Origin of the sequence: Methylobacter tundripaludum SV96 (assembly GCF_000190755.2) — a bacterium.
In the GTDB taxonomy this organism is placed as follows: domain Bacteria; phylum Pseudomonadota; class Gammaproteobacteria; order Methylococcales; family Methylomonadaceae; genus Methylobacter_A; species Methylobacter_A tundripaludum.
In genome coordinates this window covers 2054524-2069008 of record NZ_JH109152.1, presented here as the reverse complement: position 1 = coordinate 2069008, position 14485 = coordinate 2054524, and the positions used below count along the sequence as shown (strand labels likewise).

At 48.0% G+C, this 14485-nt stretch carries 14 protein-coding genes; 12 read left to right on the top strand and 2 right to left on the bottom strand.

The genetic code is table 11. The features are described 5' to 3' along the window. Window position 1 precedes the first annotated feature (1 nt). Window positions 2-1102 (bottom strand): DNA polymerase III subunit beta, encoded by a 1101-nt coding sequence (gene dnaN / locus METTU_RS09415; protein ID WP_006891212.1) that lies wholly within the window; start codon window positions 1100-1102, stop codon window positions 2-4. Between the two features lie 188 nt (window positions 1103-1290). Then, on the bottom strand, window positions 1291-2607 hold the full coding sequence (dnaA, locus tag METTU_RS09410; protein WP_006891211.1) for a chromosomal replication initiator protein DnaA: 1317 nt from the start codon (window positions 2605-2607) through the stop codon (window positions 1291-1293). A gap of 168 nt (window positions 2608-2775) precedes the next feature. Between dnaA and rpmH the strand changes: the two genes are divergently transcribed. The 12 genes from rpmH to hsdR all read left to right on the top strand — a co-directional run bounded on the left by rpmH (window position 2776) and on the right by hsdR (window position 14332). Then, a complete protein-coding gene (gene rpmH / locus METTU_RS22385; protein ID WP_081466895.1) occupies window positions 2776-2910 on the top strand; it encodes a 50S ribosomal protein L34 in 135 nt (44 codons plus the stop codon). 10 nt (window positions 2911-2920) lie between these two features. Continuing rightward, window positions 2921-3289, top strand: coding sequence for a ribonuclease P protein component (gene rnpA / locus METTU_RS09405; protein ID WP_031437302.1), 369 nt, complete (start codon window positions 2921-2923; stop codon window positions 3287-3289). After that, on the top strand, window positions 3271-3504 hold the full coding sequence (gene yidD / locus METTU_RS22380) for a membrane protein insertion efficiency factor YidD (protein WP_081466894.1): 234 nt from the start codon (window positions 3271-3273) through the stop codon (window positions 3502-3504). The genes rnpA and yidD overlap by 19 nt, the downstream gene beginning before the upstream one ends. Beyond that, window positions 3497-5209, top strand: a complete 1713-nt coding sequence (yidC, locus tag METTU_RS09400; protein WP_040580322.1) for a membrane protein insertase YidC — start codon at window positions 3497-3499, stop codon at window positions 5207-5209. The genes yidD and yidC overlap by 8 nt, the downstream gene beginning before the upstream one ends. Before the next feature lie 6 nt (window positions 5210-5215). Next, on the top strand, window positions 5216-6562 hold the full coding sequence (gene mnmE / locus METTU_RS09395) for a tRNA uridine-5-carboxymethylaminomethyl(34) synthesis GTPase MnmE (protein WP_006891208.1): 1347 nt from the start codon (window positions 5216-5218) through the stop codon (window positions 6560-6562). A 134-nt stretch (window positions 6563-6696) separates the two neighbouring features. Next, window positions 6697-8568: an HI0074 family nucleotidyltransferase substrate-binding subunit gene (locus METTU_RS09390; protein ID WP_006891207.1), complete on the top strand. Its 1872-nt coding sequence runs from the start codon at window positions 6697-6699 to the stop codon at window positions 8566-8568. Window positions 8569-8570: 2 nt separating this feature from the next. Continuing rightward, on the top strand, window positions 8571-8930 hold the full coding sequence (locus tag METTU_RS09385; protein ID WP_006891202.1) for a nucleotidyltransferase domain-containing protein: 360 nt from the start codon (window positions 8571-8573) through the stop codon (window positions 8928-8930). Then, complete coding sequence (locus METTU_RS22375) at window positions 8930-9466, top strand: GIY-YIG nuclease family protein (RefSeq protein WP_006891200.1); 537 nt, start codon at window positions 8930-8932, stop codon at window positions 9464-9466. The genes METTU_RS09385 and METTU_RS22375 overlap by 1 nt, the downstream gene beginning before the upstream one ends. Continuing rightward, window positions 9463-9939: a restriction endonuclease subunit S domain-containing protein gene (locus METTU_RS24020; protein ID WP_217182806.1), complete on the top strand. Its 477-nt coding sequence runs from the start codon at window positions 9463-9465 to the stop codon at window positions 9937-9939. The genes METTU_RS22375 and METTU_RS24020 overlap by 4 nt, the downstream gene beginning before the upstream one ends. 6 nt (window positions 9940-9945) lie before the next feature. Then, window positions 9946-10668: a restriction endonuclease subunit S gene (locus METTU_RS24015; RefSeq protein ID WP_217182866.1), complete on the top strand. Its 723-nt coding sequence runs from the start codon at window positions 9946-9948 to the stop codon at window positions 10666-10668. A 129-nt stretch (window positions 10669-10797) separates the two neighbouring features. Continuing rightward, window positions 10798-11865: a Fic family protein gene (locus tag METTU_RS09365; RefSeq protein ID WP_150107822.1), complete on the top strand. Its 1068-nt coding sequence runs from the start codon at window positions 10798-10800 to the stop codon at window positions 11863-11865. After that, the gene (hsdR, locus tag METTU_RS09360) at window positions 11858-14332 is read left to right on the top strand and encodes an EcoAI/FtnUII family type I restriction enzme subunit R (protein ID WP_006891198.1); all 2475 of its coding nucleotides are present in this window, start codon (window positions 11858-11860) and stop codon (window positions 14330-14332) included. The genes METTU_RS09365 and hsdR overlap by 8 nt, the downstream gene beginning before the upstream one ends. The last annotated feature ends 153 nt before the right edge of the window (window positions 14333-14485 follow it).

The window sequence follows — 14485 nt, the reverse complement described above, 5'->3', positions numbered from 1 at the left end:
ATTACAGTCTCATCGGCATAACGATAAATTTATACCCGCAATCACCAGGTTCATCTATAAAACAACTGCTGGCATTGCTGGCAATAGTCAAAACTGCAAGCTCGGAATCCAGATTTGAAACAGCATCCAATAAATACTGGGCATTAAAAGCAATAGTTAACGGTTCACCGGTGTATTCAATAAACAGTTCTTCCTCGGCTTCATCATGCTCCGGGTTATGAGTGCTGATTTTCAGGCTGTCGGGTTTAATGTCAAAGGTCACGCCCTTGAATTTTTCATTCGACAAGATAGCGACACGGGTCAATGCTTCTTTTAGTATCTGCTTTTGAATATGGATTTGGTTAAAAAACTCTTGCTGGAAAACTTTGCCGAAATCAGGATATTTAGAATCCACCAGTTTCGCCGAGAAAATCAGGTTCTTGATAAAAATTCTAATATTGTTGCTGGAAAACTCCACTTTCAATTCAGCCTCAGGATCGTCGAGCAATCGATTCAGTTCGAGAACGCCTTTTCTGGGAAGAATAATTCGAGCTTCAAAACCGGTAGCCTGATCGAGGTTATCCTCATAAATGGACAAGCGATGCCCGTCCGATGCAACCAGTTTCAACTTACTGTTGGATACATTAAGCAATAAGCCGTTCAAATAATAACGAACATCCTGATTAGCCATGCAGAATACCGTTTTATCGAGCGCTTTTTTAAATTTTCCGGCATTAATGAATAAGTGATTCTCTAATTCAGATTCAGCAAATTCAGGATAATTATCTGCAGGCAAACAACTCAAGGAAAAACGGCTACGACTGGAGGCGATTTTTACTTTATCGTCCTGCAACTCAAACTTTATTTCAGCGCCATTCGGCAAAAGCCTGCAAATGTCCAAAAACTTTCTGGCCGGCACCGTAATCGAACCCGGCGTAGCTGTTGCGATATTGATTTTAGCGATGATCTGAATTTCCAGATCAGTACCGGTCAAAATAAGCTGATTTTCCTCGATAACCATCAAGACATTGGAAAGAATAGGCATTGTTTGCCTTTTCTCTATCACGCTGACTATTTGCTGCAAAGGGACCAGGATTTCTTCTCTATTAATAATAAATTTCATAAAAGAATATTTTTCTATTATTACTATTAGCTTAAAAGGAAACTGTTGAAAACAGCTTTTTATCCTTAATAATCAATTAGCTGGGTTGTTATAAATAATGTGTTTAAGGGTGCTGGTTTAACGTGTACGGATTGTAGTTAACTAAACGATGTTAGTAAAAGTACATTTTATCCACAGGTTGCTCCCGATCAATGTGACAGGGTTCTCAACAGGTTGGAGTAATCTTCGGCAATCTTGTTATCGGCTTCTTTTAACTCGGCAATCCGTTTGCAGGCATTCATTACCGTGGTGTGATCACGACCGCCAAACGCATCGCCGATTTCAGGAAAGCTGTGCGATGTCAGTTCCCTGGCCAGGCACATGGCCATTTGCCTTGGCCTGGTAATGGATTGCTTTCTGTTTTTTGATGACAAATCGGCAACGCGAATTTTAAAATATTCAGCAACCGTTTTCTGGATATTGTCGATATTAACGAGTTTATCCTGCAAGGAAATTAAATCATGCAGCGCTTCCTTGGTGAATTCGATGGTAATTTCACGGCCGGTAAACTGTGCATTGGCAATGACTCGCCTTAAAGCCCCTTCCAGATCACGAACGTTGGACGGAATTCTTTTGGCGATAAAAAAAGCCACATCCTGAGCCAGTTCAATATTAACCAAAGCCGCTTTTTTCATTAAGATAGCGGCCCGGGTTTCCATATCAGGCGGCTCGATTAACACAGGAAGTCCCCAGCCGAACCGTGATTTCAAGCGGTCTTCAAGACCTATAATTTCCTTAGGATATTTATCACAGGTCAAAATGACTTGGTGTTTCTTTTCCAGCAGCGTATTGAAAGTATGAAAAAACTCTTCCTGGGAACGTTCCTTTCCGGCAAAAAATTGAATATCGTCGATTAAAAGTACATCGACACCGCGATAAAATTCTTTAAAGGCGTTAATGGAGTTCTGCTGCAATGCCTTAACCATATCCTGGACGAATTTTTCAGAGTGCAGGTAAACGACGGTCGCTGAAGGATTTTTTTGTAAAACCGCATTGCCTATGGCATGCATCATATGGGTTTTACCCAAACCTGAACTGCCGTAAATAAGTAATGGGTTATAAGCTTTGCCGATGTTCTCGGAAACCTGCATTGAAGCGGCCCTTGCCAACTGATTGGATTTACCTTCGACAAAATTATCGAACGTAAACGCCTTATTGAGGAAGTTGGGGCTGCTTTTTTGGCTTCCGGCAGGCTTGGCTACTTTAGCTGCCGTTGCAACGGACGAATTTCTGGAACCGATTTCCAGGCTCAAATTTAATGTACCGTTGGAAAACTCATAAATAGTTTCTTCAATTTTTGCAAAATGGTGCTCTTTAACCCAGTCAAGTACAAAGCGGTTAGGAGCCAATAATTTTATTTGTTCGTCGCTTTCTATGGCCTGTAGAGGCCTTATCCATGTACTGAAGTCAGAACCTGAAATTTCATTTTCAAGTTTAGAGAGGCAGTTGTTCCAAATTGAGCTCATTGAAATAGTAAAAAGTTGATTATAATTAATAGTGTAATTTCGCTTCTTATCACTATACAGCAATAAAACATTGCGCTACAGAATTGACAGGTCAAGTGGTTTATTTTATCATCCGCTGTCTTTTTTATCTGTTTTTGTTAACACTCATCCGATCAGGCCTTAAGTACAATGAAAAGAACATACCAACCAAGTAAAATCAAACGCGTAAGAACCCACGGTTTTCGTGCAAGAATGGCAACAGTAGGTGGCCGTAAAGTTCTGAATGCTCGTAGAGCAAAAGGTCGCGCCCAGTTAACCGTTTAGTTGACGGTTGGTGGCTGAAGAAGTTTTTGGTTTCTCCCCGCAGTTACGGTTAAAAAAACCGGCTGAATATAAAAAGGTTTTTGCTAAGCCTGTAAAATCAAGTGACCAATATTTTACCCTATTAGCCATAAAGAATGATTTCGATCATCCGCGGCTAGGCTTGGCAATTGCTAAAAAAAATATAAGAAAGGCAGTACACAGGAATGTGATTAAGCGAACTGTCCGGGAAAACTTTAGAATAAAACAACACGATTTGGGGAATATTGATATTGTTGTTTTGGCTCGTAGAGAAGCCGTAGATGCTCCGCTGGATTTGTTAAGAAAATCATTGGAAAGGCATTGGCTTAAGCTGGTATCCCGATGCGATTCATACTCATAGCAATTATAAAGTTTTATAAATACTTTATTAGCCCTCTGCTAGGCGATAGATGTCGTTTCTATCCAAGTTGTTCAAGTTATTCTCTGGAAGCGCTTCAGCTCCACGGGGCCATTATCGGCTCTTATCTCTCCCTCAAAAGATTATTAAAATGCCATCCGTTCCATGAAGGTGGCATTGATCCCGTTCCAGAAAAATTTGGTAATAAGAATGGATAATATAAGATTTATACTGATCGTTACTTTTGCGATGCTTGTTTTTATGCTGCAACAAGCCTGGCAACTGGATTATGGCCCGAAACCTGAAGTTGCTGCGATTACAGAGCCCGTAGCAACCAATACCAAAGAAGATTTACCCTCTGCCACCGGCGCATCAGCCCAAACAGAAACGGCAGAACCCAATACCGCAGCCGTGCCATTGGCAACAATGTCATCCGCCAACATCATTACCGTTAAAACCGATGTGCTGGCGCTTCAAATTGATCTGAAAGGCGGCACCATCCAGAATCTGGATTTACTAACCTACCCGATAGAAAAATCCAACACCGTCGTAGACAAATTACGTGCGATGATCGGTTTATCCGTTGCGGAAAAAAATACCGCTCCGGTACGCTTGTTTAACAGCAGTCAGGAAAAATTATTTGTCGCACAAAGCGGTTTAATTGCCGACAGCGGTTTTGCAACTGCACCGAGTCATCACACCGTATTTAAAAACGAGCAGACCAATTATGATCTGCAACCAGGACAAGACAGTTTAACAGTGCCCTTAACATGGACTGATAATAACGGCCTGACTATTACCAAACTGTTTACCTTTAAACGCGGCAGTTATGACATCACGCTCGAACAAAAAGTCAAAAACGATTCCGCCAAGCCTTGGTCGGGCAGACAGTACAGCCAATTGCTTAAAGCGCCGGATACGACTAGCAAAGGTGGCATGCTGACCGGCGGTATGAGAGCTTATGACGGCGGCGTTATTTATACCGAAAAAGAAAAATATCAAAAAATAAGCTTTGATGACATGTCTGATGAAAATCTTGATGTTGCAACCAAAGGCGGTTGGACCGCATTGATTCAGCATTATTTTGCCTCCGCATGGATTCCGCCTGCCGATCAGGAAAATCACTTTTATACCAAAGTGCTGAATGACGGCCACTATGTTATCGGAACTTATTCTGCACCGGTTACCGTTAACGCAAACTCGGATGCGCAGTTTGTTGCCCAATTATTCGCCGGTCCTAAGATCCAGCCTATGATGGAAAAAATAGCGCCGGGGCTTGAGCTTACCGTTGATTACAGCTTTTTAACCTTTATCGGCAAACCCATCTATTGGTTGTTGAACCAGATCCACGATGCCGCCGGTAACTGGGGCGTAGCCATTATCGGCGTAACACTGTGTATTAAATTGCTGTTCTTTCCATTGTCGCAATCAAGTTACAAATCAATGGCCAAGATGCGCAAAATTCAGCCGCGTCTTAAAGAACTGCAAGAACGTTTTGCCGATGACAGACCGCGTTTCAATACTGAAATGATGGCGCTGTATAAAAAGGAAAAGGTCAATCCATTGGGCGGCTGTTTGCCCATCTTGGTGCAGATTCCGGTATTCATGTGTTTATATTGGGTACTGAGCGAAACCGTTGAATTTCGTCATGCGCCTTTTATATTATGGATACAGGACTTATCTTCACAGGATCCATTTTATGTATTGCCGGTTATCATGGGCATCACCATGAAAATCCAGCAAAGCTTAAACCCTGCGCCGATTGATCCGATACAGGCTAAAGTGATGAAGATGTTCCCGATCGTCTTTACCATCTTCTTCCTGTTTTTCCCGGCCGGTCTGGTTTTATACTGGGTAGTCAACAACACCCTGTCTATCATTCAACAGTCGTATATCACCAAGCAAATAGCTAAAATGCCATAGGCCTACGTGGATATAGAAAACCTAGATACCATTGCAGCCATTGCAACACCGCCAGGGAATGGCGGTGTCGGCATCATTCGAGTTTCGGGGGCATTGGTTCCCGAAATCGCCAAACACCTCGTCAATAAAGCATTAACTCCCCGACTGGCCCAGTATTCATCTTTTACCGATGACGACGGCTCGGTCATCGATTCCGGCATCATCCTGTATTTTCTTGCTCCCGCCTCATATACCGGCGAAGACATACTCGAACTCCAAGGTCACGGCGGCTCGGTTGTATTGGACATGCTGTTACGGCGGGTTTTATCGCTAGGCGCTCGCTTAGCCAACCCCGGCGAATTTACCGAACGCGCATTTCTTAATGACAAACTCGATTTAGCCCAGGCTGAAGCCGTCGCCGACTTGATTGAAAGCAGCACCGAACAATCGGTCCGGTCCGCGCAAAAATCGATGCAGGGCGTTTTTTCAGTACAGATCAATGAACTGGTCGAAGAACTGACCGAGCTCAGAATTTATGTCGAAGCGGCGATCGATTTTGTCGATGAAGAAATCGATTTCCTGACCGACGGCGTGGTCGAAAACCGGATCGTCAAAATACTGCACCGTATTGGAGAAATCCAAAAAACAGCGCAACAAGGCCGCCTGCTGCGCGACGGCATGACCGTCGTATTGGCGGGCAAACCGAACGCCGGAAAATCCAGCCTGCTCAATGCGCTGGCCGGACACGAAGCCGCGATAGTCACCGACATCGCCGGAACCACGCGCGACGTGTTGAAAGAGCGCATCCAGCTGGACGGCATGCCCCTGCATATCATCGATACCGCAGGCCTGCGCGAAAGCGACAATGCGATAGAACAGGAAGGCATCCGCAGGGCTCACGAAGAGATCAAAAACGCCGATAAAATTTTATTGCTGATCGATGCAAGGGAAGCGGAAACAGAGTCGCTGTTAAAAACCCTGCCGTCGGGCGGCAACATCACCCAAATCTACAATAAAATAGACCTGCTGGGCCTGAAACCGGAAATCAAACAAACCGAACTCGGCACCCAAATCTACCTGTCCATTAAAACCGGCGACGGTATGGAACTGTTAAAACAACACCTCAAACAGAGCGTCGGTTTTAACGAGGCGACCGACAATGTGTTCATCGCCCGAAGACGGCATATTGAAGCCTTAAACAAAGGCCATGAATTTGTTGAAAGCGCCTTAGACCAGTTAAGAGGCAGTCAGGCTGGAGAACTGGTCGCGGAAGATTTAAGACAAGCGCAAAACAGCCTTGCGGAAATTACCGGAAAATTCACCTCGGATGATTTGCTCGGGAAGATATTTTCCAGCTTTTGCATCGGCAAGTAACGACCGCCGCGACATACTCGGCGAATTGTAAAGCCGACGATTATTTCAATGGTGTACGCAAAATAACCCTTAGTTATCCCTATATATAACCCGTTGTCGGCCAAAGTGGACAACGGCTCAAAAGAAAAAAATCCATGTTCAAACAAGCCTTCAAAAATATCGACGACGTCATCTGGAAAGAGGCCGGTTGCGCCAGCGAACTGGACTACACCGAGCAAACCTCGTGGCTGCTGTTCCTGAAATTTCTGGACGGCCTGGAGCAGGACAAGGCCATGGAAGCCGAGCTGGAGGGGAAGAAATACGCTTTCATTCTTGACCTGCCGTACCGCTGGGAAAACTGGGCCGCGCCCAAGGACAACGATGGCAAGCCGGACCACAACAAGGCGCTGACCGGCGACGATCTGCGCGACTTCGTAGACCGCGAGCTGTTTCCCTACCTGCACGGCTTCAAGCAAAAAGCCGATGGCCCGAACACCATCGAATACAAGATTGGCGAGATATTCGGCGAGATCAAGAACAAGATCCACAGCGGTTACAACTTGCGCGAAATCATCGACCACATCGACGAACTGCGTTTCCGCTCGCAGACCGAAAAGCATGAGCTGTCGCACCTTTACGAAGCCAAGATCAAGAACATGGGCAACGCGGGGCGCAACGGCGGCGAGTATTACACACCGCGCCCGCTGATTCGCGCTATCGTGCAAGTGGTGCAACCCAAAATCGGCGAAAGCATTTATGACGGCGCGGTCGGTTCGGCGGGCTTCTTGTGCGAGGCATTCGATTATCTGACGGCCCAAGGCAACCTCACCACAGGCGACCACAATATCCTGCAAACGCGTACTTTCTACGGCAAGGAAAAGAAGTCGCTGGCTTACGTGATCGCCATCATGAACATGATTCTGCACGGCATTGAGACGCCGAACATCATCCACACCAATACCCTGGCCGAAAACCTTGCCGACATCCAGGACAAGGACCGCTACGACATAGTGCTGGCCAATCCGCCGTTCGGCGGTAAGGAGCGTAAGGAAGTGCAGCAGAATTTCCCGATCCGCACCGGCGAAACCGCGTTCCTGTTCCTCCAGCATTTCATCAAGATGCTCAGGGCTGGCGGACGCGGCGGCGTGGTCATCAAGAACACCTTCCTGTCCAACACTGATAACGCGTCGGTAAGCTTGAGGAAACTGCTGTTGGAAAGTTGCAACCTGCATACCATCCTCGACTGTCCCGGCGGCACCTTTCAGGGCGCGGGCGTAAAGACCGTGGTGCTGTTCTTCGAGAAAGGCGCGCCGACCCGCAAGACGTGGTACTACCAGCTCGAACCGGGCCGCAACATGGGCAAGACCAACCCGCTTAACGACGCCGATCTTGCCGAGTTTATCGAATTGCAACAAACTAACGCCGACTCGCCCAAAAGCTGGAGCGTGGATGCTGCCACCATCGACCCGGCAACCTTCGACCTTTCGGTAAAGAATCCCAACGGCGGCGAAGCAATTATCCATCGCAGCCCCCAGGACATCATGGACGAGATTGCAGCATTGGATGCAGAGAGGCCAATGTGCTTGGAAATATCAAAAAACTATTATCAGGAGCTGTTCATGACTGAGGATATTCGCTGGAAACAACGCTTTGAGAATTATAAGCTTGCCCTCTATCAGCTCACGTTGGCAGTTGAATTGTCGCGGCAGCGTCCGCTGTCCAACCTTGAAAAACAGGGGGTCATACAAGGATTCGAGTTTGTTCACGAATTGGCCTGGAATGTATTGAAAGATTATTTGGCTTACGAGGGCATTCAAGGCATCGTGGGCTCGCGTGGCGCCGTGCGCGAGGCATTCAAGCGTGGCCTGATTGAAGATGGCGAAACCTGGATGGATATGATCGAAAAACGCAATCTCTCCAGCCATACCTATAACCTGGAGATTGCGGAGGCTCTAATCGTTGCCATCATTAACACTTATCACCCCGAATTTCTTGCACTGCAAGAAGACATGCAGCACAAAGAATAGCCATGTCAAGTTTTGGACTTCCCGAGCAAACCCTGGCAATCATTCGCCGGATACTGGCCGACTACCCTGCGGTCGAACAGGCGATCCTCTATGGCTCGCGCGCCAAAGGCAATTACCGGAAAGGCTCCGACATCGACCTGACCCTAACCGGCGATAGCCTGGATCATCGCATATTGGGCGAAATTGCCGGTAGATTGGAAGACTCGCCTATCCCCTATCAGGTGGATTTGTCGATCCGGAATTACATCGACAGCCCAAGTTTGTTAGAGCATATCGAGCGGGTTGGTGTGGTGTTTTATCAACGACTTACATCTATTGACTCTGAACTTGTAAATAGAACCGAACACAAGGACAGTGAGTAATGGCTTTCTGGGTTTACATTCTCCGCTGTGCCGATAGCAGCTACTACACCGGCCACACAGACAATCTTGAAAAACGCATCCATGAACACCATCTGGGTGCGATAACCAGTTGTTACACCTTCAAACGGCGTCCCCTGCAACTGGCTTTTTCGCAGGACTTTCCAACCCGGATTGAAGCACTGACCTCTGAGCGGCAAATCAAAGGCTGGAGTCGTAAAAAGAAGGAAGCCATGATGCGCGGTGATTGGGTCGAGGTATCCCGTCTTGCCAAATCATCAAATACTTGCCGAACCAATAATACCGTCCGGACTGAGATCTTGGATGTCGTTCGGACTGAGCCTTTCGACACCGTTCGTCCTGAGCTTGTCGAAGGAATGAACGGTGTCGAAAGGCGGCAAGCAACACCAGCTATTTTCACTGAAACCACCAGCACCGTGCGCCCGGAGCCGAGAGCAAGTCGAATAGTCGAAGGCATCTCCCCATCCGATCATCCTTCGACAAGCTCAGGACGAACGGATGGGGAGAGCTCGCTATGAAAACCGGATGGAAGACAAAGCCTCTAGGCGAGGTGTGCGCCTTGCTGAACCGAGGAATCTCACCAAAGTATTTGGAAGAAGGTGGCGTATGTGTCGTCAACCAGAAGTGTATTCGAGATCATCGCGTTAGCTACGAACGGTCGCGAAGACATGACGTAGAAGCAAAGGCCGTCAATGCAGCGCGTTTCATTCAGCTTGGCGACGTGCTGGTTAATTCGACGGGAACCGGGACTTTAGGCCGTGTTGCTCAGGTTCGTGACATCCCGGCCGAACCGACTACGGTTGATTCGCACGTCACCATTGTTCGCCCAAAGTCGGGAAAATTCTTCCCGGATTTTTTTGGCTACATGCTTGTCGTTATTGAAGAAGCAATTATGGCAGCTGGCGAAGGGTGCGGTGGGCAAACTGAACTTGCGCGTTCCGTTTTAGCGGAGAGATTCGCGGTTAGCTATCCGACATCAATAGACGAATAGCAGCGGATTGTCGGTATCCTCGACAAAGCGTTTGACGGCATCGCCACCGCCAAAGCCAATGCCGAAGAGAACCTCAAAAATGCCAGCGCTCTGTTCGAAAGCCACCTACAATCAGTTTTCACTCAGCGCGGTGAAGGGTGGATTAATACGACACTGGGTGAAGTTTGCACGAGGGTTGAATATGGGTCATCTGCAAAATCTAAGGAGCAAGGAAAAATACCAGTACTTAGAATGGGTAATATTCAAAGTGGCCGATTTGTGTGGGACAAGCTAGTATATTCAGATGACGATTGCGAAATTGATAAATATTTTCTGAACAATAATGACGTTCTATTTAACCGAACCAATAGTCCAGAATTAGTAGGAAAAACAGCTATCTACAAAGCTGAAATGCCCGCAATTTTTGCAGGGTACTTGATAAGGATTCACAGAAAAGAGAACCTGCTTGATGCGGATTATTTGAACTATTTCCTTAATAGTAAAATTGCGAAGGAATATGGTAAAACTGTTGTGATTTCGAGTGTCAACCAGGCAAATATTAATGGGCAAAAGCTAAAAAGCTACCCAATTCCTCTTCCGCCTTTGAAAGAACAGCAGGCTATTGTCGTGAAAATTTCTGCACTTAGCGAAGAAACCCAACGCCTAGAATCCATATACCAACAAAAACTCGCCGCCCTCGACGAACTGAAAAAATCCCTGCTCCACCAAGCCTTCAGCGGTGAACTATGACCTGTATAAAAAACCGGTTTTTTAAACCTATCCGCCATAACGTGATAACAAAATTCTATTTTTTATACACGTTATCCTTAACATGATAAGATAATTTAAATTTCTTATCATGAGTTGCGGGTGAAGAAGGTGGTTGAATTAGAGATTCCAAGCCATGACAGCCTGGAAGTTAAAGCCGTTTGGCAAAGCCTGACTGAAGCGCATCGCTATTTAGCCGAGCTGAAAGGCTTGTGCGAAGCTTTACCTAACCGCGCGATTCTTCTGGATACACTGGCTATGCAGGAAGCGAAAGACAGTTCGGAAATTGAAAATATTATCACCACGCATGACGAGCTTTACGCTTACGAGCCCAACAGCGCTGCGTCGCCTGCCGCTAAAGAGGTGCAAAACTACATTGCCGGGCTAAGGGTGGGATTTTCCGACGTGCAGGAATCCGGCTTAATCCGCTTGAATACGATTTTGCGGGTGCAGGAAGCAGTCGAGCAAAACAACGCCGGTTTAAGAAAATTGCCGGGGACCATGCTTAAAAACCAGCATACCGGCGCAACAGTGTATGAGCCGCCGCAAGATGTGCGGGTGATAGAACAGCTGATGACCGAGCTGGTGAAATTTATTCATGCCGATGATGAACTGGACCCTTTATTGCGCATGGCCATCGCCCATCACCAGTTTGAAAGCATACATCCGTTTTATGACGGCAATGGCCGCACCGGGCGGATATTGAATCTGTTAATCCTTCAACGTGAAGGTTTGCTGGATTTGCCGGTGCTGTATTTAAGCCGTTACATCACCTCAACCAAAAACCAATATTACCGCTTGCTGCAATCGACTCGGGAAAGCCATGATTGGGTCGAGTGGTGCGTCTATATCGTTAAAGGCGTGGCCGTTACCGCCAAAAGCGAAATCAAGTTAATCAAAAATTTACGCGAGTTGATGCAGTCGACCAAACAACGCTTGCGCAGCGAGCTGCCGAAACTTTACAGCCAGGAGTTGCTGAATAATTTATTCCGTTATCCTTATACCAAGATTGAATTTGTAGAAAACGATTTAGGGATTTCGCGCATCACTGCGGCAAAGTATTTAGATGCGCTTGATGCCAATGGTTTTGTGCAAAAGAAAAAAATCGGCCGGACAAATTTTTATATTAACGCCCCGCTGTTTAACCTTTTAACCCGGATTACCTTAGACGATGAATGAAGCCGAAACCCGCGCCGAACATATCGACCCCGCTCTGAAAGCGGCAGGTTGGGGTGTCATCGAAGGCAGCCGCATCCGCCGCGAATATTCGATCACGCTGGGCCGCATTGAGGGCCACGGCAAGCGCGGCAAGGCGCTGACCGCCGATTACGTGCTGGAGTATCGCAACACCAAGTTAGCGGTGATTGAGGCCAAGGCATGGAATAAGCTGCTTACCGAGGGCGTTGGTCAGGCTAAGGATTATGCAGGCAAGTTGGCCGTTCGATTCACCTATGCGACCAACGGCCAGGGTATTTACGGCATCGACATGCATACCGGTGTCGAGGGTGAGCTGGCGCAATATCCGACGCCCGAGGAACTGTGGAGCCGCACCTTTGCCGTGTTGAATAGAGTGCGCGACCGCTTCGCGGCTGTACCTTATCCGGATAAAGGCGGCAGCTGGGCGATTCGCTTCTATCAGGAAATCGCGGTTAACCGTGTCCTGGAGGCTATCACCGAAGGCGGCGATCGAATCTTGCTGACGCTGGCTACCGGCACCGGCAAAACGTCGATTGCCTTTCAAATCGCTTGGAAGCTGTTTCAAACCCGCTGGAATCTGAGTGACGGGCCCTTCGACAGGCTCAGGATGATCGGTGAGCCGACCCGGCGGCCGCGCATCCTGTTTCTGGCCGATCGCAATACCCTCGCTGATCAGGCCTACAACGATTTCTCTTCGTTTGCCGCGTTTTCCGAAGACGCATTGGTGCGGATCGATCCTGCGGACATCCGCAAGAAGGGCAAGGTGCCTAAGAACGGCAGCATTTTCTTTACGATTTTTCAGACTTTTATGAGCGGGCCGGGTAGCAACACCGTTCGCCCTGAGCTTGTCGAAGGGTTTCATAATAATGGGCTTCGACAGGCTCAGCCCGAACGGTCTTTTTATTTCGGCGAATATCCGCCGGATTTTTTCGACTTCATCGTCATTGACGAATGCCACCGCGGCGGCGCGAATGACGAAGGCAACTGGCGCGGCATTCTCAACCACTTTACTCCCGCCGTGCAGCTCGGCCTGACCGCCACGCCCAAGCGCAAGGACAACGTGGACACCTACGCCTACTTCGGCGAGCCGGTGTTCGCCTACTCGCTAAAAGGCGGTATCAACGACGGCTTTCTAACCCCGTTCCGGGTGAGGCAGATTTCCACGACGCTGGACGAATACATCTACACCGCTGACGACTGCGTCATGGAAGGCGAGGTTGAATACGGCAAACTTTATAAGGAAGCCGATTTCAACAAGATCATCGAGATCAAGGAGCGGGAAAAGAAGCGTGTCGAAATTTTCATGTCGCAGATCGACCAGCGGCAGAAGACGCTGGTGTTTTGTGCCACTCAGGAACATGCGCTGGCGATGCGCGACCTGATCAACCAGATGACAACGAGCAGCAACCCGAACTATTGCCAACGGGTGACGGCCAACGACGGCGCATTGGGCGAGCAGTATCTACGCGATTTTCAGGACAACGAGAAAACCATTCCGACCATCCTGACCACCTCAAAAAAGCTCTCGACCGGCGTGGATGCCAGAAATATCCGCAACATCGTATTGATGCGGCCGGTGACCAACATGATCGAGTTCAAGCAGATCATCGGGCGCGGCACGCGGCTTTACGACGGCAAGGACTACTTCACGATCTACGATTTCGTGAAGGCGCACCATCACTTTTGCGACCCGGAGTGGGACGGTGAACCGGTTGAGCCGGAAACCTGCCCCAAATGCGGCGGCTATCCGTGTCTATGTGAAAAGCCGTTGCCGCAACCTTGTCTAGTCTGCAACCAGCGGCCTTGCGAATGCGAGCAAGAGCCTTGCCCAAAATGCGGCCGGCACCCGTGCGGATGCAAGAAGAAGGCGAAGGTGACGCTTGCCGACGGTAAGGAGCGAAGCATTCAGTACATGACCGTGACCAGTTTCTGGCATCCCGACGGCACACCGATGTCGGCGCAGCAATTTATGGAATCGCTGTTCGGCAAGTTGCCGGAGTTTTTCAAAAACGAAGCTGAGTTGCGCGATTTGTGGAGTTTACCGGATACGCGAGCCAAACTGTTGTTCGGGCTGGCCGAACAAGGCTTCGGCAAAGAGCAATTGCTTGAAATGCAAAAGATTATCGACGCCGAAAACAGCGATTTGTTCGATGTGTTGGCACATGTGGCTTATGCCTTGCCGCCACTGAGCCGCGAACAAAGAGCGGCAAGGGCAAAGGTGGAAATCCATGCTCATTTCAACAGCAAACAGCAGGCCTTTCTCGATTTTGTGCTGGCGCATTACGTCAAGGTCGGCGTCGAGGAGCTGGACAGGGAAAAGCTGACGCCGTTGTTGCGCATCAAGTATCACGGCGCGATTGCCGATGCCGTGGCGGATTTGGGCAGGCCTGAAGAAATTGGCAAGGTGTTTGCCGGTTTTCAGAAGTATTTATATCAACACCCTAAATAAGGCGGCTTCCAATAATGAATCTACCAAAAGAATCGTCCACGAAAGACACTAAAAGCACGAAAAACACTGTAGGGATGAAAATTAAATAACTCAACCATTTGAGCTCTAATTTAAAGAACCCAATTTACAGATAACATCCCTTAAAGGGATGTT